Annotated in this window: 26 protein-coding genes and 2 pseudogenes; 20 read left to right on the top strand and 8 right to left on the bottom strand. The window is 32.6% G+C overall.

Annotation, left to right across the window (positions count from 1 at the left end; genetic code table 11):
* Positions 1-14: 14 nt before the first annotated feature.
* The 3 genes and pseudogenes from CYAN10605_RS14415 to CYAN10605_RS19460 form a co-directional block, all read left to right on the top strand.
* Positions 15-236, top strand: coding sequence for a TniQ family protein (locus CYAN10605_RS14415; protein ID WP_041922538.1), 222 nt, complete (start codon positions 15-17; stop codon positions 234-236).
* Between the two features lie 24 nt (positions 237-260).
* Positions 261-398 (top strand): hypothetical protein, encoded by a 138-nt coding sequence (locus tag CYAN10605_RS18915; RefSeq protein ID WP_155084690.1) that lies wholly within the window; start codon positions 261-263, stop codon positions 396-398.
* 53 nt (positions 399-451) lie between these two features.
* Positions 452-604: pseudogene (locus tag CYAN10605_RS19460) on the top strand (TnsD family Tn7-like transposition protein); the annotation flags it as partial.
* Positions 605-793: 189 nt separating this feature from the next.
* On the opposite strand, the gene CYAN10605_RS14410 reads toward CYAN10605_RS19460, so the two are convergent.
* Entirely contained in the window at positions 794-2020 is a 1227-nt protein-coding gene (locus tag CYAN10605_RS14410; protein ID WP_015218772.1) for an RNA-guided endonuclease InsQ/TnpB family protein, read from the bottom strand.
* Positions 2021-2201: 181 nt separating this feature from the next.
* On the opposite strand from CYAN10605_RS14410, the pseudogene CYAN10605_RS19455 reads away from it, so the two are divergent.
* From CYAN10605_RS19455 to CYAN10605_RS14385, 9 genes and pseudogenes are all read left to right on the top strand, one after another.
* Positions 2202-2390: pseudogene (locus tag CYAN10605_RS19455) on the top strand (TnsD family Tn7-like transposition protein); the annotation flags it as partial.
* On the top strand, positions 2365-2733 hold the full coding sequence (locus tag CYAN10605_RS14405) for a TnsD family Tn7-like transposition protein (RefSeq protein WP_306302781.1): 369 nt from the start codon (positions 2365-2367) through the stop codon (positions 2731-2733). The pseudogene CYAN10605_RS19455 and the gene CYAN10605_RS14405, both read left to right, overlap by 26 nt.
* A 142-nt stretch (positions 2734-2875) precedes the next feature.
* Positions 2876-3400, top strand: a complete 525-nt coding sequence (locus CYAN10605_RS14400; RefSeq protein WP_041922536.1) for a hypothetical protein — start codon at positions 2876-2878, stop codon at positions 3398-3400.
* 707 nt (positions 3401-4107) lie between these two features.
* Positions 4108-4344 carry a hypothetical protein gene (locus tag CYAN10605_RS14395; RefSeq protein WP_041922535.1) on the top strand — a complete coding sequence of 79 codons (237 nt, stop codon included), beginning with the start codon at positions 4108-4110 and terminating at the stop codon, positions 4342-4344.
* Between the two features lie 180 nt (positions 4345-4524).
* Positions 4525-6009: a hypothetical protein gene (locus CYAN10605_RS14390; RefSeq protein WP_015220678.1), complete on the top strand. Its 1485-nt coding sequence runs from the start codon at positions 4525-4527 to the stop codon at positions 6007-6009.
* Entirely contained in the window at positions 5997-6401 is a 405-nt protein-coding gene (locus tag CYAN10605_RS19045; protein WP_206536258.1) for a hypothetical protein, read from the top strand. Before CYAN10605_RS14390 ends, CYAN10605_RS19045 begins: the two co-directional genes overlap by 13 nt.
* Positions 6385-6627, top strand: a complete 243-nt coding sequence (locus tag CYAN10605_RS19040; RefSeq protein WP_206536257.1) for a hypothetical protein — start codon at positions 6385-6387, stop codon at positions 6625-6627. The genes CYAN10605_RS19045 and CYAN10605_RS19040 overlap by 17 nt, the downstream gene beginning before the upstream one ends.
* A gap of 27 nt (positions 6628-6654) precedes the next feature.
* Positions 6655-6870 carry a DEAD/DEAH box helicase family protein gene (locus tag CYAN10605_RS19035; protein WP_206536256.1) on the top strand — a complete coding sequence of 72 codons (216 nt, stop codon included), beginning with the start codon at positions 6655-6657 and terminating at the stop codon, positions 6868-6870.
* Between the two features lie 155 nt (positions 6871-7025).
* Positions 7026-11234, top strand: coding sequence for a helicase-related protein (locus CYAN10605_RS14385; protein ID WP_206536255.1), 4209 nt, complete (start codon positions 7026-7028; stop codon positions 11232-11234).
* A gap of 167 nt (positions 11235-11401) precedes the next feature.
* Here the strand turns inward: CYAN10605_RS14385 and CYAN10605_RS14380 are convergent, their stop codons facing one another.
* Together CYAN10605_RS14380 and CYAN10605_RS14375 are read right to left on the bottom strand one after the other, a co-directional pair.
* On the bottom strand, positions 11402-11734 hold the full coding sequence (locus tag CYAN10605_RS14380) for a DUF5615 family PIN-like protein (protein ID WP_015220677.1): 333 nt from the start codon (positions 11732-11734) through the stop codon (positions 11402-11404).
* Positions 11731-11955, bottom strand: a complete 225-nt coding sequence (locus CYAN10605_RS14375) for a DUF433 domain-containing protein (RefSeq protein WP_015220676.1) — start codon at positions 11953-11955, stop codon at positions 11731-11733. The genes CYAN10605_RS14380 and CYAN10605_RS14375 overlap by 4 nt, the downstream gene beginning before the upstream one ends.
* Positions 11956-12211: 256 nt before the next feature.
* Between CYAN10605_RS14375 and CYAN10605_RS14370 the strand changes: the two genes are divergently transcribed.
* The 3 genes from CYAN10605_RS14370 to CYAN10605_RS14360 are packed head-to-tail and all read left to right on the top strand — an operon-like array spanning position 12212 to position 15206.
* Positions 12212-13348, top strand: a complete 1137-nt coding sequence (locus tag CYAN10605_RS14370) for a DUF262 domain-containing protein (RefSeq protein WP_015220675.1) — start codon at positions 12212-12214, stop codon at positions 13346-13348.
* Between the two features lie 3 nt (positions 13349-13351).
* Positions 13352-14761, top strand: a complete 1410-nt coding sequence (locus CYAN10605_RS14365) for an AAA family ATPase (RefSeq protein WP_015220674.1) — start codon at positions 13352-13354, stop codon at positions 14759-14761.
* Positions 14762-14765: 4 nt separating this feature from the next.
* Complete coding sequence (locus CYAN10605_RS14360) at positions 14766-15206, top strand: hypothetical protein (protein WP_015220673.1); 441 nt, start codon at positions 14766-14768, stop codon at positions 15204-15206.
* 689 nt (positions 15207-15895) lie between these two features.
* Here CYAN10605_RS14360 and CYAN10605_RS14355 read toward each other — a convergent pair.
* Positions 15896-16171, bottom strand: coding sequence for a hypothetical protein (locus CYAN10605_RS14355; protein ID WP_015220672.1), 276 nt, complete (start codon positions 16169-16171; stop codon positions 15896-15898).
* 376 nt (positions 16172-16547) lie between these two features.
* Between CYAN10605_RS14355 and CYAN10605_RS14350 the strand changes: the two genes are divergently transcribed.
* The 4 genes from CYAN10605_RS14350 (at position 16548) to CYAN10605_RS14335 (ending at position 19390) form a co-directional block, all read left to right on the top strand.
* A complete protein-coding gene (locus tag CYAN10605_RS14350) occupies positions 16548-16796 on the top strand; it encodes a hypothetical protein (RefSeq protein ID WP_015220202.1) in 249 nt (82 codons plus the stop codon).
* 132 nt (positions 16797-16928) lie between these two features.
* Positions 16929-17282, top strand: a complete 354-nt coding sequence (locus tag CYAN10605_RS14345; RefSeq protein ID WP_015220671.1) for a hypothetical protein — start codon at positions 16929-16931, stop codon at positions 17280-17282.
* Between the two features lie 115 nt (positions 17283-17397).
* Complete coding sequence (locus CYAN10605_RS14340; protein WP_241212770.1) at positions 17398-17775, top strand: hypothetical protein; 378 nt, start codon at positions 17398-17400, stop codon at positions 17773-17775.
* A 190-nt stretch (positions 17776-17965) separates the two neighbouring features.
* On the top strand, positions 17966-19390 hold the full coding sequence (locus CYAN10605_RS14335) for a hypothetical protein (protein ID WP_015220669.1): 1425 nt from the start codon (positions 17966-17968) through the stop codon (positions 19388-19390).
* On the opposite strand, the gene CYAN10605_RS14330 is transcribed toward CYAN10605_RS14335, so the two are convergent.
* The 4 genes from CYAN10605_RS14330 to lepB all read right to left on the bottom strand — a co-directional run bounded on the left by CYAN10605_RS14330 (position 19387) and on the right by lepB (position 22893).
* Positions 19387-19839 carry a hydrogenase maturation protease gene (locus CYAN10605_RS14330; protein ID WP_015220668.1) on the bottom strand — a complete coding sequence of 151 codons (453 nt, stop codon included), beginning with the start codon at positions 19837-19839 and terminating at the stop codon, positions 19387-19389. The two genes, CYAN10605_RS14335 and CYAN10605_RS14330, sit on opposite strands and share 4 nt — an antisense overlap.
* 256 nt (positions 19840-20095) lie before the next feature.
* The gene (locus CYAN10605_RS14325) at positions 20096-21262 is read right to left on the bottom strand and encodes a SpoIIE family protein phosphatase (RefSeq protein WP_015220667.1); all 1167 of its coding nucleotides are present in this window, start codon (positions 21260-21262) and stop codon (positions 20096-20098) included.
* Positions 21263-21475: 213 nt separating this feature from the next.
* A complete protein-coding gene (gene psb27 / locus CYAN10605_RS14320) occupies positions 21476-21883 on the bottom strand; it encodes a photosystem II protein Psb27 (RefSeq protein ID WP_015220666.1) in 408 nt (135 codons plus the stop codon).
* A gap of 401 nt (positions 21884-22284) precedes the next feature.
* A complete protein-coding gene (lepB, locus tag CYAN10605_RS14315) occupies positions 22285-22893 on the bottom strand; it encodes a signal peptidase I (protein WP_015220665.1) in 609 nt (202 codons plus the stop codon).
* Between the two features lie 156 nt (positions 22894-23049).
* Here lepB and CYAN10605_RS14310 point away from each other — a divergent pair, with 156 nt between their 5' ends.
* A complete protein-coding gene (locus tag CYAN10605_RS14310) occupies positions 23050-24846 on the top strand; it encodes a serine/threonine-protein kinase (RefSeq protein ID WP_015220664.1) in 1797 nt (598 codons plus the stop codon).
* The last annotated feature ends 2 nt before the right edge of the window (positions 24847-24848 follow it).

The following is a 24848-nucleotide window of genomic DNA, read 5'->3' as shown; positions in this document are numbered from 1 at the left end:
CACAGATAATAAAATTGGATGATTTAATTGCAAACAACACTCTCTATAACTTTTATGCTCCTTTTATTCCTCCTGAAAGGGCGACACAAATCAAGGAATCAATGAAATCCAATTATGGAGGAAATATCCATACCCGTATCGGACTTTCTGCAAGTAATATCTCCCAACCTCAATATTTCCGTTTTTGTAGTCAATGTTTACAGGAGGATGAAGAAAAATACGGGGAATTTTATTAGCATCGCATTCATCAACTATCTTGTGTGTTAGTTTGTCCAAACCATAATATCCCATTACAAAATAGCACCCTACTTTTTCAAGAATTAAATCAAGATCATTATCAAGTAGCGAATTGTAACAACTGTATTCCTGAAGGTTCGATCGCACCATACTCTCGGTAAAATCAGAACATACTATTCAACTTAGCCCATGATGTTCAGTTGAGTTAAGTCACTGCTTAGAAAATAAGAAACCTTTAGGAACATTTACTTGCAGTTGCGGAATGGTTTACAGTAGAACTCTATCGGAATCAGATCAATCGGATAGTTATAAACCGAATCGAATCATCACCTATGGAGATAAGTGGCATCAAAAATTACAAGATTGAGTAGAGAATAAAAATTTAGGATTAAGGGCGGTTGCTAGAGAATTAAAGGTAAATACAAGAACGATTAATCGCTCGCTATGTGGATAAGTTGGGATTAGATGCTTCATGGCAATCAGAAACAACTAAGTTTGCCCTAGTCAATGATAGTGAACTACCCAACACCGAATCGAAGATTACGGTGTGGGCTTCCTATCCAACAGATAGCGGTGTAGTGGATTTCTTACGTCCTCCTCTACCACGTCTTACATCTGGGCAATAGGCTTTATCCCCCGTTCCAGAGGTGAGGGGCTGTGTGCGGAATTTATTTCCGCTCCTTGTAAGCCCCGTCTTTAATATTCGTAGTCCTTCATCTCGGATGTTAATTGCCGCATTTATATCCCTGTCATGCTTTGTCTTACATTTTGGACATTCCCAATGTCTTATGTCCAAAGGCAAACTATCTACTCTCTTAAGGCATACATGACAAGTTTTAGAACTGGGGAAAAATCTATCTACTTCCATATATGTTTTTCCTTCTTGTTCCGCTTTATATTTAAGCATGGTACAAAATTGCCCCCAACCTACCTGTTGAATAGCTTTGGCTAGGCAATGATTTTTTATCATACCTTTAACATTGAGGTCTTCTAGCACTATAACTTGGTTTTCGTTTACTATCCTACGAGATAGTTTGTGTAGAAAATCCTCACGGCAATTAGTAATTTTTTTATGTACTTTAGCAACTTTTAATCTTGCTTTATTTCGATTATTTGACCCTTTTTGTTTACGGGATAATTGTTGCTGTTTTCTCTTTAAGTTAACTTCATGTTTTTTTAATATTTTTGGGTTATCAAACTTACTCCCATCACTGGTAATAGCAAAATGATTTAATCCTAAATCAATTCCTATAGCTTTACCTTCAGAGCTTACTTTTGGTTTATCTTTACCATCATCAACCAAGACAGAGGCATAATATTGATTACAACAATTCTTGGTAATAGTTACGGTTTTAATTTTTCCATCAATAGGACGGTGAATTTTTGCATAAACCAAACCAATTTTAGGAACATTAAGACAGTCGCCTTTAATACTGACATTACTAGGGTATTGTAAAGACTGCTTACCATGTTTGCTTTTAAAATTAGGATACTTTGCTCTTTTTTCAAAGAAATTATTAAAGGCTACTCCAAGATTTAAACAAACCTGTTGTAAGCACTGAGAGTAAGTTTCAGACAACCAAGAAGTTTCCTCCTGTTTTTTTAGCTCAGGGATTAACTTCTTAACATCGTAACCTGATAAACCTTTACCTGTCTGTTTATAAGTCTCATTCATTAAATTCAAAAAATGATTCCAAAGCCATCTACAACTACCAAAGGCTTTTGCCAGTGCTAGTTTTTGAGATGAATCTGGATAAATTCTGATTTTAATGACTTTTAACATTAAGTTAGAGCAAACGAGGTTTGATATAATTTATGTTAACACAAATTCGAGGAAATGTGGAATCCTTCGGATATTTTTTTTGTTGGGCGATTCATCCCACGCCTATTTGATGTATTTTTTTAGTCGAAAATTAGGCGTGAGGCTTCTCGCCAATTAAGCTAAAGAGGTTGATAATAAGGCGCAAAATAGACAAGACTGGTTAAACTTACAAAAACAGTATCCTCACGCAACAAAGACTGAACTGAGAAATTTATCTCCTGCCTTATATGCTAGATTGTATAGGTGCGATCGCATCTGGTTAAATAACAATTCACCCTCTTTACAAAAACCGTCTGTGTCAGTGAATAAAAGAGTGGATTGGGAAAAATAGAGATCGGGAAGTAAAAATGCAGGTAGAAAAAGCAGTTCAAGAAATTTTGCAAAAGGATAAACCAGAAAGAGTTACCTTGAGAAAAGTGGGTTTTATGACGGTATTAAAAGCACTTTTAGAGCATACATTAGATAAATTACCTCTAACAAAAACTTATCTACAACAAACTGTCGAGTCAGTGGAGATGTTTCAGGATCGAAGAATAAGATGGGCGATCGCAGTTTTAGAACAACGAGGAGAGGAAGTAAAAGCATGGAAAATTATGCAAATAGCAGGATTGAGGAATAATTGTTTGGAAAGAGTAGAGAAAATCATTAGTTCCACTTTCAGGACACAACTGTAAGTTCCCACTCAAAAAAGTTTAAGTTGGCTGAAAATGAAAATTTTGAAAAATGCGTGATTCCCGTTTACTTTTCTTAAAATAGCTCTGCTTTTTTAATTATTCAACTACAATGTAGTTATTGTGATCATAATACATAATTGCTGTGAACATTCATAATTATCTTTCTTGGAATGAAAGTTTAATTTCTTATTTTCTCACTGGAATTCCACAAGGTAGTACAATTTATCTAACTATTGATGAAGATTTAATTGACTTTATCGGAAAAAACTTTCTTCATTTAGATCATGATATTAATACTTTAGATCATTTTAGGTGTTCTGTCATTGATACTATTATTGAAGACGAAAAAGTTAATCTGAAGAATATACAGGGATTGAATCCGCAAGGAAAACCTAAATGTCTCGCTTTTCTATCTTTATCTGTTCTTGCCGCATTTCAAATGTCAGAAGATGATCAAGAAGAAATTTCTGAAAAAGACTATTTTACTCGTTTAAAAAGTTTACTAGGTTTATCGGGAGAAGGGCGACCAAATGGCATGAGGTTTGGTTCTCAGTCGGAAGAAATATTATGGCTAGAATGGAATAGATGGTTGTTAAAACAGGGATTTCAACCGACGGCATACAAGGGAACTGGTCCACAAAAATTTATAAAATATCCTAAACAATAAAAAGAATTATTAATAGGAATTGGTGTAAGAATCTATTTGCAGGAATATATAGAACTGAAGATCTTTTTTTAGGTGAAGTTAAATACTATTTATATCTAAAGCAACAAAGAGGACGAGAATTAGATTTTTTACAAATAAATTATCAAAACAACAAACAAGAACTTAGAAAAGATAGGCAGGGCTGGTTTTTACCTATTGGAAATCCAATAAATAATGAACATTTAGATAATGGATTAAGATTAACAATTACTTCTGAATATGAGTTAGAAAAACTTATTTTTCCTGCTAGAGATTTTTGGATATTAGTTCCAGATCCAGATGAACCAGAATCGGGTATTTACGCAAGTTGGGGAACTCCAGAATTAGGACAACAATTTATTATTGTTTGTAAAAAAGATTTACTTTCTGATTTAGAATTACTTCAAAATGAACAATTATTAAAATGGGAAGATGATGGTTTATTTTATCCTTTTGGGGAAGATTACAATTGGATTGAAATTTTTGGTTGTCAAATTTTATCTCAGGCATGGGAGGCGATTTTTTCACAAAATTTAGAACTTAAAAACGCTTTACAACCTAGAACTAAATTATCAATTAGTTTACAAAATGGTCTGTGTATTCGTCATCAAAAATGTTGGTTAAATGGTTATGAACCTAATGTAATTGTTTATGGTTTTTATCCAAAAGTAAATGTTGAAGTTTTTGATTTGCAAGAAGGTAAAGCTATTAAGCAAATAGAAAGTCAATCAACTAATGAAACTTTTTCTTTAAACTTGAATAAATCTGGTAATTACCTAATTAAAGCTAGTTCTCATGAAGAGTTTGCAGAAACTTTTTTGTCTTTAAAGGATTGGGATGAATTAGAGGTATCAACAATAAATAATACCCAAATTGAACAGGTAGGAAATGATTATTCTCTTGATAAATTTATTACCTATTACTGATGAAAATGGGAGGATTACTAAATATTAATACAAGCAACTATTAATTTAATAATTAGCTATAAGTTTAGGGTTTTTCAGATTAGTTTATTAATAATAAATATATTATTTTATATTCATTTAATGTCTTACCAATGATTCTTGATTAGTTTATAATTTATATTATTGTAAAATAAAAAAAATATGAACAATATTATTGCAAATAGAAAGCAAAATAGTAATCAAATTTTTAACAGTAAAAACAAGAAGGAAAGGATTTATTTAGGGTTTTGTTATCAAAGTAAACCTTCAGAGGTAATAGAGATTATTTCTCAAAAAGTTAATGAATATGATTTAACTAAATTAATCCCCCTGTTACGGGTGGAAAAAAAGGACAAAACCAAAATAGGTAAACGAAAAAAACCTGAGTTTTACTTTTTTGTGGCAATTGAAAAAGGCAATGATACGCAATCTGAAAGAATGTATCAAGAATTTCAGGAAAAATTATTAGTATTGAAATACTTTAAGCGTAATGCTTTTAAAAGTAAAGGTTTATCTATTTTTACTCATGAACAGATCAAAGATATGGTAGCAGGAAAAACTTATGATGTTCTTGATTATACAAATCCCATACCCTATGAAACTAAATCGAAAGAAAATTTAGTCAATGACAATCCTTTTGAAGTTGATAATATTAGTGATAATTTATCCACTGATAATAATAGTAAAAATTATCAAAAATTATTATATTGGTTATCTGTTGTCGGAAGTAGTAGTTGGCAATTATTTAGAAAAACTTGTCAAATATTACAGTTAGATAATCCTGCCAGAAATTTGCGAAAATTAAAACTATTAGGACATTTAGAGACATCGGCGGATGGACAGAAAATAGTAGTAAATAGTCCTACCTTAGTTCAAATAGAATCAAATACAGAAGAAAAAGAATTTATTTTATGTGGACAACAAAACGGTAAGTTAATTAATAATTTAGAAAAATTTGGTACAGTTAAGATAATAGAACAACCACAAAAAAATGCACCTAGTTGTATTAAGTTTATCCCTGATAATGATATTCAGCTACAAGAAATTATTGAACAAATCAAAAATAATTATTATTTGCAAATATATCAAGCAGATTTAGTAAGTCGAAAATTGGCTGATGCTTTACCTCATTGGCAAGAATGGTATGAAAATTTAAGTTCTTTGCAAGGTATTGTAACAAGTTTGTATAAGTGGAGACAATTTGATGGTAACATTTTTGTAGAGTGTTTAACTCCGCAAAAAACAGGAATGTATCAAATGTTTCAAGGAACAATAAAAAATTCTGGGGATAATCTTGATTTATCATCTCAAAAGCCCATTCGTACAGTTTTTTATGATGCAGATACTCAATGTTTTAAACAAGGGGATTGGTGTGGATTAAGATTTTTAGCAATGAAGGCAATCCAGCAAGAAATAGTAATTAAATATGATGAAATAAGTAAACGATTAGCAATACCTTATACTCAAAGATTGTCTCAATTATACGAACGAAGTTTGGTGTTAGCAAGTGGAATATTACCTAGTTATCAAAAAACTGAAGATAAAAATATTTGGTTAATTTACGAAAATATTAGCCTAAATTTATTACAAACATTAGCAAATAAACTTGATCTTAATTGGGAGGAAAAAAGAGAATGTATGATGTAATTGGTGCTTATCAAAGACTGGAAAAAATTTATCAGCTATATATTAAAAGTGCTTTTCCTCTCAGGTATCAAAGTTTAGCAAGGGAGCGCGATCGCATCTTGCAACAACCCGGTATCTTAAGTCAACCACCGTTAATTGAACCTGTACCGACTTATCCGTCATCAGGTAAAACTTTAAAAGATGCGGCGAATCAATTACTTTCACAATATCAAGATTTAGCTCATTTAGGACAAACAATTTTTGATAGTAATATCCAACTTTATCAACATCAATGGCAAAGTTTAGATGCTGTCATTAATCAAAATAAAGATATAGTCGTAACAACGGGGACATACACCACGTCCAAAAGCTCTCAGAGCCTTAATTTTGTACCCTTTGAATGCTTTAGTTGAAGACCAACTCAGACGCTTACGACAAGCCATAGAAGCTCCTCAAATTCATAATTGGTTAGATACGAATAGAGGTAAAAATCGTGTTACTTTTGGACGTTATACAGGGCAAACGGCTGTATCTGGAGTTCAAAATGACAACAGTTTAAGAAGATTGAGAAAAGAATTACAAGACAGAGAAGAAGAATGGAGACAAATACAACAAATTAATGACCCTGATTTACTATAATATTTTCCTCGGCTAGATGGTGGGGAAATGTGGTCACGGTGGGATATGCAGGATACACCTCCAGATATTCTCATTACTAACTATTCCATGCTCAATATTATGATGATGCGAGAAATTGAAAATAGTATTTTTGATCAGACTCGTGAATGGTTAGCAAGTGATAGTGAAAATCAATTTTTCTTAATAATTGACGAATTACACGCTTATCGAGGTACACCGGTACTGAAGTTGCTTATATTTTAAGGTTACTTTATTCTCGTTTAGGTTTAACTGCCGATTCTCCTCAGTTAAGAATTTTAACTACTACAGCGAGTTTAGATGATTCTGATGAGGGTAGAAAATTTTTAAGAGAGTTTTTCGGTAGGGATAACTTTGAGTTTATTACGGGTACTCAGGAAATGCCCCAAACAGGTGCTAGATTGTCTGTATCAACCTATGCTAATGCTTTTGCGAATTTTGCTCAAGCGGTGCAACCAGATCCTTTTAAACCGATGACACAACCTGATGATCCTGATAGTGGCACTCAAAAGGGTTCAGAAATACGTCAGGCAATGCTTACCTTAACGAGCAGTCTTGGCTTTCCACCGTCAACACTGGATGTAAAAGAAACTCTGGGTTCGGCTTTGGATAAAATCGGTGTACCTAATGCAGTTAAGGATGCTTGTGTAGAAATTGATCGCCAATTACAATTCAGTAAAACCCCCACAGTAAGAGCGGCAAAAGTTAAAAATAATGACCATCATTTAATGGATTTAGATCATCAGCTATTTCCTAATGCCAATCGAAATGGTTTTGTTTCTGACGCTTTAAGGGGTTTACTACTGGCATTATCCATGTCCAAGTTGAGCAACGGGCGATCGCCCCTCCCCGTTAGAGGTCATTTGTTCTTCCATAATTTACAAAATCTTTGGGCTTGTACTAATCCTCATTGTACAGATCATAATGTGGATGTAAATGCTCGACAAAATAATCCTAATCCCCCTTCTATTGGTGCAATTCATTCTACTCACCGTTTAAGTTGTTCCTGTGGTTCTCGTGTTTTAGATTTAATTATTTGTGAAGTTTGTGGCGAAGTATTTTTAGGCGGTTACAAAACTACTCGTCAAATTGGTCGTAGGAATGTGGAAATATTAACACCAGATCAAGCTGATTTAGAAGGTGTACCAGATAAACTTTCCCAAAATCAACGATCGTCTCGTAAATTAGTTATATTTTCTGATAGTCGTCAGGATGCCGCTAAGTTATCGGCTGGTATGGAGCGAGATCACTATCGAGACATGGCACGATCTATTCTAATTCAATCTTTTAATGATTATTGGAAAGATTTAGTGGCTTTTCTCCGTGTTACTTGTGCTTTTAATCCTAACAGTTTGAATATATTACAAAGTCTAAATCCTCAATTATATACAGATGTCAGTCAAAATCCACAAGCAGATGATCAGATCCGACGTAATCAATTTGCAAGTGTAAATTCTACTTTAGCAACCGAAGCATTATCTTGGGTTATCGGTTCACCTCCCATTAATCCTCAAGCTCATCAAGAATGGATTGGTTTACTGCAACGTTATCCAAATAGAGTAGCATTGCAGGATTTAGTTAAAAAAGTTAGAGATGATTTATTGAAGTATGGTATTTGTCCGGGGGGTTCTAATCGAGATGTCTTGAAATACTATGTTGGACAGGGTAGAGGTAGAGAAGAATATTTGTGGTTTAACTGTTATAACTGGACAGGAGAGAATGTAATTCCCATTTATCCCGTAAGTGAAGAACAAAATCGCCATATTCTACACATGGAAACAAGACTTACGGAAGAATTAATGTATGCACTGTTTCTCCATATTGCAAAAACTTTTGAGAGTTTAGGACAAGGATGGGTTAGTTATCAACCTCAAGGTAATCCCAACCCTACACTAATTCAAGCAGTTGATGCTGTGATTCGAGAATTGGGTATTAGAAAAAAACACAATTTTAGTAGCAGTAGTTTTATTTCCGGCAATGATAGTAATTTACGAGGATACGCTAAACGCTATATAGAATGTGCCAATTTATCTATTCAAGATGTACAAGAACAATTGCAGTTATCTCAAGTAAGTTATCCTAGTGTAGATGGAATAGTGCTTAATCCTGAAAAACTTTATCTTGTACCTCCTCCACCTGTTAATAATAATGGTCAGCGTCAAGGATATAGATGCAATCAATGTAATGCTTTTTATCTTCACCCTGCCGCAGGAATTTGTCCAGTTTGTAATAGCACTCAAAGTCAAAATGCTCCCATTCAAGTATTAACTCCTAGTCAAACTACTAGCGATTTTGATTATTACAATTATCTATCTGAGGATGCAGGTACAGCTTTTCGTATGAATGCCGCCGAATTGACAGGGCAAACGGATAAGGGCGATCGCCTGAAAAGACAAAGATGGTTTCAAGATATATTCATTAATGATGAAATTGCCCGTGTACAAGGTATTGATTTATTGAGCGTAACTAATACTATGGAAGCAGGGGTTGATATTGGTTCTTTGTTAGCCGTAATGATGGCAAATATGCCCCCTCGTCGCTTTAATTATCAGCAAAGAGTGGGAAGGGCAGGAAGGCGATCGGCTGGAGTATCTTTAGCGGTTACTTTTTGTCGAGGACGTAATCATGATGATTTTTATTTTCAACGCCTTGAAAGTATGACAGGAGATCCACCTCCTGCACCCTATGTCGATATGCGAAGTTATGAAATTTTCCGTAGAGTCTTAATTAAAGAGGTTTTACGACAAGCATTTCCTTGGGCGAGACTAAGTTTACAGGCTAATCAGGTAGGATTAACTGATAGTGGTACAGATAGTGTTCATGGTGAATTTGGTAAAGTAACAGATTGGGAGCATTACAGTTCACAAATACAAAATTGGCTAGACGATACTAATAACGAATCAGCCATATTAGAAGTTATTGACGCTTTAAGATTAGAAACTGACTTAACTAATGCTAGTGACAAAGAACTATTAGATTATTTACGTCATAATTTAGTTTCGGAAATTGATGAAGTAGTTAATGATCAATCTTATACTCAAGAGCAAATTAGTGAAAGATTAGCCAATGCAGGTTTGTTACCGATGTTTGGTTTTCCCACAAGGGTGCGGTTACTATATACTAAATTACCCACAAGTGGACATGAGTGGCCTCCTGACACAGGAACAGTCGATCGCAATCTCGACATTGCTTTAAGTCAATTTGCCCCTAATTCCCAAACAGTAAAAGATAAAGAAGTTCATAATGCCTGTGGGGTGGTGCAGTTTATTCCTCAAGGTAATCAAGTTGGTACTCAAGCAGGTTTATATCCTGATTTAACTCAAGGAAATGAATCCATCGGCTTATGTCGTAATTGTCAGGCGGTTGTTTTCCCTCAAAATATCTTGAATCAACCACCTCAAGGAGGATTAGAACCACCTATAACTCAATGTCCTGTTTGTGGAGCAAATGAAATGCGTTATCTTGATGCTAGAGAACCGAAAGGCTTTCTAACAGATCTCAATCCTCAAGATTATGACGGACAATTTGAGTGGACACCTCGATCAACTCGTCCTTCTCTCAGTGTCAATCCTAATCAAGTACAGGGAAATAATAACGGTACGGCAATAGCTAACACCAATGCTTCTGTATTGTCTTTTAACGATCAAATTCTTTCTATTAATGATAATGGTGGGCAAGGTGGTTTTGATTTTTATACCCAAGTAAGAATTTATGGACAGCAAAGACAAGGAGTTTATTCTATTCTGACTGATGATGATAGTCCAGTTAATGCTTCGGGTAACTGTTATCGCATTGCTTTATTATCGAAACGAAAAACAGATGTTTTGTTAGTGACGATTAATCAATGGCAAACGGGTATATCTGCATCACCTACGACTATCGAAGGAAGGGCGGCATGGTATTCTTTTGCTTTTTGGTTACAAGTAGGGGCGGCAGCATTATTAGATATTGATCCGCAAGAATTACAAGCAGGTATGCGTACTATTCAGGATTCGGCAGGAAATATCATCGGACAAGGGTTTTTATCAGATCAATTGGAAAATGGGGCAGGATATTGTCGTTTTCTGGCACAACCACAAGAATTTCAACGTTTATTAGCTCAAGCTGACGTTAATCTTGTTAATAGTCTTGCTAATAAATGGTTAGAGTCCAGACACGCTAATGAATGTGACACTTCCTGTAATCTCTGTTTGCAAGATTATCGTAATTTACCCTACCATCCTGTTTTAGATTGGAAGTTAGCCTTAGATATGGCTCGATTGGTGAGTGATGCAAATGCTATTACCGATTTACAAACACCTTGGGGTAATCAACCTAACCCTTGGAGTCGTTTGATACAAGATCATAACGCACCAATTCCTGCCACTCTTAAGGCATTAAAATATGATGATTCACCCCTGCAATTTGGCTCTTTAATTGGTTTTGTAAATCAACGCAAACAAATTCTAATTTTACGCCATCCTTTATGGACTGATGATCATCCTGAGTGGATTAATGCAAGTTTGATCGCTCTTAGTCAATATTCAGGCTATAATATCATAGCAGGTAATCCTTTTATCCTGTTAAGAAGACCTGCCGAATATGTTTAGCTTCAGTTTGGGATAAAAGCAAAAATATGTTGAACAGAAAATGTCCTAATATTACTGTTTAACTATAATACAATAACTCATTAATTGTGAAGATAATGGTTAATTTTGTAGGTTTTCATCCCTCAATTTCACCAAAAAGCGATCGCTCTTCCAAAAAACGATCCCAATTAACTTAATATCAAAATACTTTCTGTTTCACTATTATAAAATTCTCTAATAATGGAAAAATTATCCCTTAGAATTTCTACAATCTTTGAAGTGGGGTTATTGCCAATACGAAGATAGATAAACTTTGGTGGATAACCATATAATAAACTACGTTGGTGAAAATCAGAGTCTTTAGAAACAATCACAAAATCATTAAATTTGGCAAATTCCCAGATAAGAGAATCATCAGTATTGAGGAGAGATAAAGTCTTGACGTGGTGAGAATCAGGATACAAATCAATGATTTTATGAATAATTCGATCTGACAAATTTTCATCTAATAACAATTTCATACAGATGCCATAAATAATTTTTTCTCTCTATCCGCCGCAAAAGCCAAACAAGCCTTAATATCTTCAGGGGTTAATTCAGAAAAATCTTCAAGAATTTCTGCTTCTGTCATTCCACCTGCTAAATATTCCAAAATGTCGTAAACAGTTATACGCATTCCTCGAATACAAGGTTTTCCACTTCGCTTTCCCGATTCTATGGTAATAATATTTTGGTAACTCATAATGACTTTATAATCTTTAATTTTTTGATTATTTTTATTTTATAGTGAATATTGGTTATCCGTGTTGTTCTGAGTTGGTTAGAGTCAGAAATCTCTTAGAAAGTCTGTTACTTTGGGCGATCGTGTTGAAGATATAGCACAGGGCGATCGCTCTTAGCTAATTATTCAAACACAATATAATAGTAGATAATCCCCATCTTATTTTAAGAAATTCTGTGTGGAAAATGTTTAAAACAAATCTTAAGAAATAAATCTTATGAATGTAACTTTGAAAGATAAAAAGTCAAATTATGATAATTATGTGATAGAAACAGATGAAGATACACCTGAAGAATATGATGCCGATAATAGTAGTTTATATCCTTACGATCCTTTAAAAACAGATATTGATATTAGGGAAAATCCTTATACTGTCTTTGAGTTAAAGAGAAGATGTGATAAAGGGCAAATAATTCTCGATCCAGAATTTCAAAGAAATCCAAATATATGGACTCAAGAACAAAAAAGTAAATTCATAGAATCAATTATTCTTAATTTTCCTTTACCTTATTGGTATGTCAAACAAACTCAAGATGGAAAATATATTATTGTAGATGGACTACAAAGAACTTCAGCTATTCGTGACTTTATAGATAATAATTTTAAGCTAACTGGATTAAAAACTTTATCCGTATTAAACGATAATTATTTTGATAATTTAAAACAATTAAAGGGAGATTATGAAACAAGAATAGAAGATAAAAAAATTTCTTTATATGTGATCCCATATTCTGCATCTTCAAAAGTTGTTTATGATATTTTTGAGCGAGTAAACACGGGAGGTACTCAACTCAATCGTCAGGAAATTAGGAATTGTATTTTTGCAGGTAAAGCGACAAAATTATTAAAAAAATTATCAGAACAAGAGTATTTTAAACAAGCAATTGATTATGGATTTTCTCCTAAAAGAATGAAAGATAGAGAGCTTATTTTACGTTATTTAGCATTTAAAATATTCGATGATAATGAAGATTATCAAGGAGATATGAGTGATTTTATTGAGGAAGCCATGAAAAAAATTAATTTAATGTCAGATGATAAAATAGATGAATTGATAAAAGATTTTGAACGAGTAATGAAACTAACTTATGATTTCTTTGGCAAAGAAAATTTTCGTTTACCAAATGATAAAAGTAGAGGAAAAGTTAACATGATAATGTTTGAATCTATCTCCTACTTTTTTTCAACTCATAGTGATCAATTTTTACAACAGCATAAAGAAATAATCAAACAGAATTTTTTAAAGTTACGACAAAATCAAGAATATGTAGGCTTTATTAAACGGGTTAGAAATGATAAGAATATAGTTATTAGAAGATTTGATTTAGCACAGCAAATTTTGGGAAAAGTTTAAATTATGTTAACTAAAATAGAATTAGAAAACTTTAAATGTTTTAAAGAAAATACAGTTTTTCCATTAGGAAAATTAACTTTATTAACAGGCATTAATGGACGAGGAAAATCAACTTTACTTCAGTCTTTACTTTTAATGAGACAATCGATCGAATATGATCATCAAACAACTCAATTAATTTTAAATGGAAATTGTTTAAGTTTAGGCAGATTTGAAGAAATTAGAAATACTGGAATTTCAAGACAAGAGCCTATTATTTTTAGATATTACTTTACTGATAAATTTCAATTTCATGATTATACAGAAACTACGTTTAATAGAATCGTCGATTATTCTTTTATTGAAGATACAGTAGATGATCTGGTTGCTCAACTTAATCACATTAAACTTCAAGAAGAAGTTATTTGGACTTTTTTTGATACTCAAAATCAAAATTTTACATTTAAGATCGATGAATTATATAAACCGACTAAAGCAGACAATTTTGTAGCAAGAACTAACTCTGTAGAACACTGTCTTTTTGAACCTTATGATTTCCAAGAAAAATCTGGTGATTCAGTTTCTCGATTATCTAACTTTTTTCCTTATTCAGCAACAAATAGAACTTTTAAAATACCTATTAACCAATTGAAAAATATTGCCAGAAAAATTAAGTCATCTTCTAAAAATACAAATTATTGGGAATGTCAAATTAATGGCACAATCATATTTAATCTTAATAAAATTCATTATATATCAGCCGATAGATTAGGTCCTCAAGACTTTTACTTTAAATCAACTCTGCCTAAATTTCCTAATGTTGGTTTGAGAGGAGAACTAACTGGTAATTTACTTTACAGAAAGAAAGATCAATTAGTTAATGATAAATTATGTTTAGGGGAAGACGCAAAAACTTTAATTATTCAAACTCAAGAATGGCTCAATAAAATTTTTGATGGGGCAAAAGTTGAAATTTCAGGTACACAAACCAATATATTAGAACTAATGTTTAATGCTAGTTTATCAAAAGATCGTTTTCGTCCTGCTAATATAGGTTTTGGCTATCATTGTATTTTACCTATTATTGTTTCTGGACTTATCGCTCAAGAGGGTGAAATTTTAATAGTAGAAAATCCTGAAGCACATTTACATCCTAAAGCACAATCTGAATTAGCGAAATTCTTAGCTAAAGTTAGTAGTTGTGGTGTACAAGTATTGATAGAATCTCATAGCGATCATATTTTAAACGGATTACGAATTGCTGTTCTTGATGAAATTTTAAGCCATGAAGATTTAAGTATTTTATATTTTTCTCAAAAGATTGGTGAATCAGTTGTGCAAATACCTGTACATTCTGATGGAAAAATAGAAGAATGGCCTGAAGGATTTTTTGATCAAATGGATAAAGATTTTGAGCGTCTTTTTGGAATTTAAAGTGATGATAAAAATAGAAATATTTATAAATGAAATTTCTTTAAGTTGTTGTATTCAAATTGTCAAAAATAATGATGAACAAAATAAAATTTACTTGGATAGTACAGAAAGTAAAACTGGATTGGAGAATTGGCTAGAAAAAAATTGTCAATTAAGTCAATTTCAGTATGATGAATCTTCTTCATCACCACCAACTGATAATCAAACAATATTAAGAAATTCTAGTCGATTTGAGAAAATTGGACGTGAATATGATGGTAGAAGTATTTATCGAGAAAAAAAAACAGGATATTATTGGTATGTAGATAATTTACATTGTGGAGAAGCCGCTCATCTAGAAGTTTTTGATAGTCATGGAAAAAAACATATTGCAGAATCAAATTTAGAAGGCAATATAGATAAAACAAAATCTGATCCAGACAAAAGAATTGACAAATATTTATAATAAAAATTACCGATGCTCATCTTTTTGCTAATTTTATTTCTAAATAACTTTTACTATACAAAACCTTAATTTTTTCCAAAGAATATCATCTTCAGATATTTGTTCATAAAGTTTAGTTAAAGTCACTTCATTATTGGTTAATTCTTCTTATCATAAAATATTATAACCTCAGTTCGGTTTAAGAATATTGGATAAGGGTAGGTGTCAGGTTTCAGGTTGCAGGTTGCAGGTGTTGAGAGAAAGTAATGAGTAACAAATAATGAGTGTTCGGGGTTTTTAATTCCTAATTCTTAATTTTTCCTTTGCCCTCCCCCCTCTCGAGGGGGGATAAAGGGGGGTTCGCCTCTTGCCTCTTGCCTTTTGCCTTTTTTTCTCCATCATTCATAGATGAAAATTTATCCCGAACTCAGGTTATTATAGATTATTATTTTAAACGATTAGCTAAATCGCTAGTGCTACTTTGATCCAAAATATTTTTTAACTGATCTTCAAGGCTGAAAAATTCATTAACTAAATTACCTAATTCTAAATGATAAATAGGAAAAATTAAATTGTTATTTTGAAAATCACTAATTTTAGAAATTACGGAAATCTTTGATTTTACTTTTTTTTGCAGTTTTTCTAATACATTTTTAGAAATATCTTTAGAGATAACAATTAAACCATTTAAGTTTAAAGTTTCAATATAACTAGCTATTGAACTTGTATGATAGCCCCCACGATTTCATGAAAATTTCGATTCCAATAATAAGATCATCATTATTAATAGGAGAAATTGCCTTTATTTCCATGTCATGCCCAAACTCTCCTGATTTTCTGGGTTCAGAAATACTTTTTAGCCATAAACCCTCTTTTACAATTAAACCATGTAAATAATTAGAGTGATATAAAAAATGCTGAAAAGGTAGTTCTAAAGAATCTAATGGTTGACGATGTATTGCAATATTCCTTTGTAAAATAATCATCTCTGTTACTCTTAAGCAAATTATTTCTGTTGGAATATTTAAAACTGTACTTTGGACTAAATAAAAAGGAAATCAGGATACAAGAGACTTTCAAAGAAAATAGAGAGAAAATAAAAATAACCACAAATTTGATTCTCTCTCTATCTGACAATTCTGAAAATGGCTGAAAAGCTGAAAGTGTTAAGAATCAAACCATATGCTTAAATGAAAATGCCCAAAATATTTTTCCTAAATCATGAAATTTCATCTATCTAGCATAATTCAGATTTTCTTTGTCAGATTTAATAGATTATTTCCCTCTCATAAAATTGAAGCATTTGAAGCTATTATGATTTTAGCAATCAGTCATGCCTATGGCTGTTTTAATCCTAAATAATTGGCAGATTTCTTAGGAGTTAATCATCAAAAAATATATGCAGAAATTTCTTCATGGACATTATACAAGCTCCAAAAAGTTTTAAAATTATTGATGGTCAATGTGGCAGTAGAACAGTTACAAATTATTGAAAAAAAGAGTAATTCTACACAGTCAAGGGCAAAGATAACACTTGCCGTAGATGATAGTGTTATTGACAGAGTAGGAAAGAGGTTACGCCGTACATTTACTTGGTATAGTGGACGTTAGAAAAAAGTAGTAAATGGACAAAATATATTAGGAATCATATTAACAATCAATGGAAAAGCAATACCCATTGGATTAAAATATTGCTCCAAACAGGGAAGAAAAAATACGGATAAACCAAGTGTTTTAATTGCGATGTTAAAGGAAATTAAAGAAGAATGTCTCAAAGAAAATATCAATATTAGTAAATATCCTATTACTCTCGATTCTTGGGATGTATCAAAACAATTAAAAGAACAATTAGATGAACTAGGATTCACCAAAATTATTATGGCAGGGAAAAGTAGTTATGTATTTGAAGAAGAAGATTTTAAAGGAAAAGGAGGTGAATGGAAAAAAAGAGTGGATTATCAAGAAAATCAATGGGGAATAGATGTGCCTTGTGTGAGAAAAAAATTGTCAAATCCGACTTTTGGGGAGTTAAATTTGTGGTTCTTCTACAGTGGTTATGATAAATTAACAGAAAATAACTTCCATAACCTTTATTGAATAGTGTTTATAGTAAAACAAAAACTAAAAGTTTATAAATTATTATTTAATAATCCCCTATTGCCTATTGCCTCTTGCCTCTTGCCTACCCTAACGAATAATTTACATACTCAAAGTGATAGAGCCAAATTTGTTATTTTTTCAAAAAAGCAATAGTAGTTGTTATTTATTGATGGATTTAAGTAGTATATCGTTGAGAGGAGTAGAAATATGGCGGATATGGTCTCCACACAATATTATTGAACAGTTTTGGAAAATGTTAAAATCGGTACTAAAAATTGCGGAGATGAAATTAAGGAAACAGGGAATTTATATAGGATTATTAATTAAAGTAATAATGTATTTAATACTGTTATCAATGCAGTTTATGCCTAGTTTAGGTCGTTTATCATTGACGCAAATAATAAAAAAAATAGAATCAACAACTAAGCTACCTGATGTAATTAAAGAGCATTTTCAGCACGATTTTCTAGGGGTTTCAGCTATGGCATAGCTTTTAATGGTTTTTGGAATTATCAGTTACTATAAAATAATTAGTACAAACCTTAATCAATAAGGCTTTGCTCAGATAGAAAATTATAAATTAACAATTTTAATGAAACCTAAAATCCGCTACCTGAAACCTGACACCTTTTTTTCGGGATAATTTATTATATGCAAAGTAAGAGAGCCATACTAATATTATGAGTAAATATTCTAAATTAATTAGAGATAATATACCTGATTTGCTTGATAAAAATAATTTAAGCTATCAAGTAAAAATATTAAACCATGATCAATATAAACAAGGATTAAAATGGAAATTGATAGAAGAAGCTGGGGAAGTTTTTACAACGGATAACAAAGAAGATTTAATAGAAGAAATAGCAGATGTTTATGAAGTTATAGAGGCTATTCTTGAAGCAAATAATATCACTTCAGATTACGTTAATTTAGTTAAAGAAAAAAAAGCAAAACTTAAGGGAAAGTTCCGCAAAAAATTACAGTTACTGAACTTGATAAATTCGGAAGAAAAAAAAGACTTAAATTTGTCTATAAAAGAATTAGAAACTATTGATAAAGCAGAGGTTTTTTTACAAAAAAAAGTTTTGCCTCAAGCTAATATTTTAGATAAGGATAGCCAATTATTAAAAACTCATTTCTATGATTTCAATAGGATAGATTCTTCTTTTTTAAGGCTTAAAATAGATACTAAATGGCAGGGTTTAGCTATGAGTAATTTAGGTTTTTATTCATGGCAAATTATGATAGCAAAATATTCTGGGGCATTTGCTTTTTTACAAACGCAACATCAAAGTGCGATCGCATTTTTAAACAGTAGTGATAATGAGATTTTGAAAGAAAAATATTTAACTCAAATAGGAAAGGAAAATTATTTTTATGGAGTGGGTTTTTCTCATTTAAGAAGAAAAGAAAAGCCTTTAGTAAGTGCTACTGTTAGGGAAAAAGGATATGAGTTAAATGGGTTTATTCCTTGGATTACTGGTTATGATATATTCTCTCATTTTATTATCGGTGCAACTTTACCAGATGGTCAAGAGCTTTATGGTATCATTCCTTTCCAGAATCAAAATTCATATTTAGAATTAAGTCAACCCTTACAATTATGTGCGATGACAAGCACTAACACTGTGACGGGTAAGTTGAATAATTATTTGTTAAGAAAAGAGGATATTGTTACGATTAAGCCTAGGAATAATATTCACCTGAAAGATCAAGAAAATATTTTACATCATGGTTTTTTTCCGTTAGGTTGTACTTTTGCCAGTTTAAGAATTATAGAGGAAAATTTAGTCAAATTAGATTATCAAGAAATCAAAGAAACTTATTTTGAATTAAAAAATCAAGTAGAAAATTTACAAGAAAAAATGTTAACAGCTATGGTTGATAAAAATGTCAGTTTTGCAGAAAAATTAAAGTTGAGAGTAGAAGCTATTAATTTAGCTCACAAAAGTGCGATCGCATCTATTATAACATCAAAAGGAACAGCTAATATAGATTCTCATCCTGCTAATAGAGTCTATCGAGAAGCCCTAGTATATTCTGTTTCAGGGCAAACTTTACCCTTATTAAAAGACTCTTGTTATTCTCTAATCAAAGATAATTAATTAAGAAAATTTTTGCCTAGATTATTAATAATATTGTCTGCCATTATTTGTACTTCTGGAGATATTTGTTCGCCAAAATTAGTGTTTTTAATGGGAATAGTAATTAACCACCCTTGAGGAAATTTATTATATAGCTTATTGGTTAAATTAATTAAAGAAATAGGATTGAGATGATGAGTCCAATTTTGTTGAGGATAAGAGTTTATATTATCTATTTTAGTTATTTGTATCTTTTCACTATTTATCTGAGCGTCAATAAAAATTACTTGTTCAAATTGAATAATTTTTTCTACTAATTCTGGTGTCAATTGGTGAGTGGCAATAGTGGTTAGATTCTTTAAATTTAATTGAGAAAGTGCGATCGCAATTTTTTGTCCTATACCATCATCACTACGTAGGGAATTACCATAACCAATAACTAAAGTTGGTTTTTTCTCGATTTCAATCATTCTTAATTTAGGGCAAAAAATTTAGGTTCTTCAGAGTGTGGTTATGATAAATTAAAGCCAAGAGAAAAAGTTAAAAGGGCAATGGGCAAAGGTAAATAGTGAACAGTGAATAGTCAATAGTCAATAGTTGATAATTACTCGTTACTCATTACTCATTACTCCCCTAAACCTGACACCTGCAACCTGCAACCTGACACCTACCCTAACTAATAATTTACACGACGAGAAGTGATAGAGCCAAAATTTATGTCATAACTTAACAATATTCAAGAATAACTTTTTTTTGATTTTCTCTTAATAACTGCACTAATTCCTCAATTAAACTGCGGCGAATAGAAATATTTTTGGGTAAAAGAGGATTTTGATAAAACTCATTAATTTGTTGTCCCACTAAAAAATAAATAGAATCAGCTTCTAAAATTTCCTTTGCTAATAACACCGCACTATTACGCACCGTTGGTAATCTACTAATATCAAATTGACAAAAGTTTAACAACTCTTTCGCTTTAGAAATAGTTAAAATTCCCTCTGTGACTAAATCAATTTCTTTCAATTTACCGATAGGAGGTAGCTCTTTTGTCATCGTAGCAATATCTATATCAATAGTTTCTGCCATATAATTAGCAACAATATTACCTGTTGTACCACCACAAATAATTTTACGTCCAGCAAAACTTAATAATTGTTCTGCATAATCTTCATCTTTGCTAGGATCTAAAGGAGGCCCTGTAAATATCATTAAAGGCTTAGGTTTGCGCACATACACACCCACAAAAGTCGCATCATCACCGATATGATTACAGTAGAGCTTTTTGGTTTCTTGAACCACCTGTTCAATAATTTTACGAGAATTACTAGCTTTTGTCAGAAAAACAGTTTCTAAAAACTTGGCAATATTATCCCATCCCCAACCAAAATTCATAGTATTACCTAAGCCAGCATACAAAATACCATCGCTAATTGCTCCCAAAAAATCGCCTCTTTCTAATACTCCTTGATAATAGTTAATCTTTTTATCTAAAATCACTTCCGTTGTTGGAATAAGTTTTTCTATTCTGCCCTTTTTCAGAAGAAAAATAGGAGGATTATCAAAGTTAATTACCTCAAATTTATTGTCATGATGACTAATTGTAATAATAGTGAAAGTGGCATAAGCAATATTTCGCATCTGACATCGTGGCAAAGTCCCCGCAATGGTTTCTATCACTTCTTTTAAGGGCAAATCTGCATCAAGCATAGTAATTAACATCTCAGTGGTGAGAGTTGCTAATATATTCGCTTTAACACCACTTCCTAAACCATCAGAAAGAACAATAGTACTTTTAGATTCTCCTTTAGTAAATTTGACTTTATCCCCACATAATTCCTCTTTATGTTTATTTAAACTATGGTGATAAATATCAAAAAAATTATCTTCATTCATAAGTTATAGAAGAATCTTTGTTTTATGATGATAGGGTATTGGGGTATTAGGGAGATAAAGTGTCAGGGAAGCGTGTTAATTAAATAAACACTTTTGCCCTCCTCTCTCGAGAAGGCAAGGGAGGTTTCTTTTAAGGGGAGACACAGAGGGGTTTGCCTCTTGCCTTTTACCCCCTACTCTTTAAACTTAAACTTTTCTTAATTTCAAATTGAATTAATAACCTTTTTTAATAGCAAATTCTACTTGTTTAAATTCTTGTAAAAGACGCTTTTTCAACTTTTCAGGCATTGGGCGATTACCATAAGAAGTGTAATAACCCGCTAAGGAATTGAGGGCGGTTTGCATAGTGGTAAAAGATTTTAAACCGCTATATTTATTATTTTTACGGTAGCGAGAAACGTAATCATTAATCTGTTTACGGGCAAGGGTTTGATTTTCTCTTTTTACTTCAATAGAAGCGTCTGCAGGTGTTTCAATAACTTGGGTTAAATCTTCAATAACAGTTAAAGTATCATCAGTATATTTACCTGTAAGTGCGATCGCACCTTGACTAAAACTAAATAAAGCAATAGTAACAATTAAAACTAAAGAGATTATTTTACGTAGATATGATTTAATCATGATTATGGGAAATTGTATTTTATCCCTTAAAATTTTATCTCAATTATGACCATCTTCACGGTAATAGTTTTCTAATATTAACCTCAGTTCGGTTTAAGAATATCGGATAAGAGTAGGTGTCAGGTGTCGGGTTTCAGGTTGCAGGTGTTGGAGAAAGTAATAAGTAACGAGTAATGAGTAATGAGTTTTGATAATTTATTATGATTAATTGATTGTTTCAAGATTTTTTATTCTTACTTAAAATCTGCAAGTCAAAAATCCCCCCATCTCCCTCTCCCCTTATCTCCCGCTCTTTTTTTTCTCGAAAATGAAACAGCCCTGCCCCTCTCGAGGGGGGATAAAGGGGGGTTTGCCTCTTGCCTCTTGCCTAACCTAACCGACAATTTTATATCGAACTCAGATTAATTAGTTGTTTCAGCAAATACAGGATGTTCATCTATAGTACCCACTCTTTGAGGAGGCCAAAAGCGAACAAATGCTCTGCCAATAATTTTATCATCAGGCACAAATCCCCAATAGTGAGAATCATAGCTATTATTACGGTTGTCTCCTAATACTAAATACTCGTTTTCAGGAACAGTAACGGGGCCATAATTGTATTCTGGTTCTTCCTTAATATAAAATTCCCTTAAAACTTTGCCATTAACTATAACTTCTCCATTTCTCACCATAACGGTATCTCCGGGTAAACCAATGATACGTTTAATGAAAGCGTCATAAAAATTTTGTGCTTGTAGGGCTTCTGTGGCGTTAAAAACTATGACATCTCCTCTTTCTGGATTTCTGAAGCGATAGGTCATTTTTTCGATGATTAGACGGTCATTTATTTGTAGAGTGGGTTCCATAGAAGAAGATGGAATATAACGAGCTTCAGCAACAAAGGTACGAATTCCGAAAGATAATACTGCCGCCATGGCAAAGGTTTTAGCTATTTCTATCCAAGGATTTTCCTGATTTTGCTTAGAATTAATTTGATTTGGGGATTCTTGCTCTGAAAAGTTTTGCGTCATAATCTCTTAACTAAGATTAGGTTATGGTTATTTAGTGTAACTGAAAATTAAGTAAAGTAGGGGATGTCTTTAGATTAAGTCAATCCGATTAAATAATTTTAGATTGAACTGAGGTTATGATAGATAAGTTCTATTTTGTAAAGAGTCCTAGGGGACATGAATAGTCAAACTCTATTAAACAATCGCTATCAAATTATCAGAAGTCTTGGCAGAGGGGGCTTTGGAGAAACATTCTTGGGGGTGGATACTCATTTACCTTCCTCAAGAAAATGCGTTATCAAGCAGTTAAAGCCGATTATTCATGAACCAAATTTACCTTCTTGGATGTGCGATCGCTTTTTACAGGAAGCTCGAATTTTAGAGTCTTTAGGGGAAAATCATCCTCAAATACCCCAACTGTATGCTTATTTTCAAGAAAACAATAATTTTTTCTTGGTGCAAGAATGGATTGATGGCTTAACTTTAAAAGAAATGATAGAGCAGAAAGGGGTTTTATCTTCCCAAGCAGTAGAAAAGATTTTAATTCAGATTTTGCCTGTTTTGCAATTTATCCATGAACGCAACATTATCCACCGAGATTTAAAGCCAGATAATATTATTTGCCGTTACGATGATCAATTACCCGTTTTAATTGACTTTGGAGCGGTTAAAGAGGCAATGACGGAGTTAGCCCACGATAAAAGTCATTATACCAGCTCGATCGCAATTGGTACTCCGGGTTATATGCCTTCAGAACAAGCGGCAGGGCGCCCCATTTATTCCAGTGATTTGTATAGCTTAGGTTTGACGGCTATTTATTTATTGACGGGGAAAAATCCTCAATATTTACAAACTGATTCCCGTAGCGGTGAAATTCTCTGGCGACAGGAAATATCTTCTCTTCATACTAATTTAGCTGGAGTTATTGATCGTGCCATTCGCTTTAATCCGAGGGAAAGATTTGCTAGTGCAGAGGAAATGTTGTCTGCTTTAAAACCGCCTGTTTATCCATCGGAAGCGAAAACCGTTGCTTTTGGTCGCAAATTAACGACTAACTCTGTAGCTTCTTCTCAATATTCTAATACATCAACTCCTACTTCTTTAAAAACTAAGGCAGTTGTTCAAAATCGTAATTCATCTCACCTTTCTCGTAACTCAACCCAAAGAGTTATATCTAAATCCGAATCAACTTTTAGCCTTAATCCTTTTATACCCTTAATTTTTCTGTCTTTAGTTGCGATCGCATCTTTCTTTTTTGGTTATAAATTTTTCTGGTCAACCGACAATGATACTACTTTTAATAACCTCAAATTAGAAAATCCAGTGGATGGAGATTTACCACAACAAAAAGAAAATAATCCTTTAACTCAAGATAAACGTTCAACTTTCCCTTTTAATAAACCCAAAACCTCTGATAACCAAATTCCAGAAAGTACTGATAACAATAATCCTGCTGATAAAACCATTGATAATGAGCAACCTCAGACAAATCAAACTGAGATAGGAAGCAATCAAGGCAATATTACCGAGAAAAAACCTGACACAGTGCCTCCTAACTCAACTCCCGTCATAATAACTGCTTCCCCTCTCGCAATTTCTAATATTGGGGCATCCGCCAGCGAATTGAATCAAAGATGGGGACAACCCTTAAATAAAAACTTAACCGATTCAGGCAATACCGTCGTTAGTTACAATGGAAATTCTCCTCAAATCCAAGAAATTAGCTATATCATCGATAATCAAACAGACAGAGTGATTCAAGTAGAGTTAATTATCTCCCCTCAAAGTAATCTTGAAACCATTACTGCCACTGTCAATAAAGCTATCAACGGTAATATTACCTCTGGAGTACAGGATGCGATCGCACAAGTAATGAACAATGAAACAGATTTACGCTCATTCAATTTGAGCAACTATCAAGGCATGATTCAAAAACGGCAAAACCGATTAGAGATTCGACTCTGGAGCAAGTAATT

It is taken from the genome of Cyanobacterium aponinum PCC 10605 (assembly GCF_000317675.1).
Lineage (GTDB): Bacteria > Cyanobacteriota > Cyanobacteriia > Cyanobacteriales > Cyanobacteriaceae > PCC-10605.
Note: the sequence above shows the minus strand (reverse complement) of the source record. Positions and strands in the feature narration are given on the sequence as shown.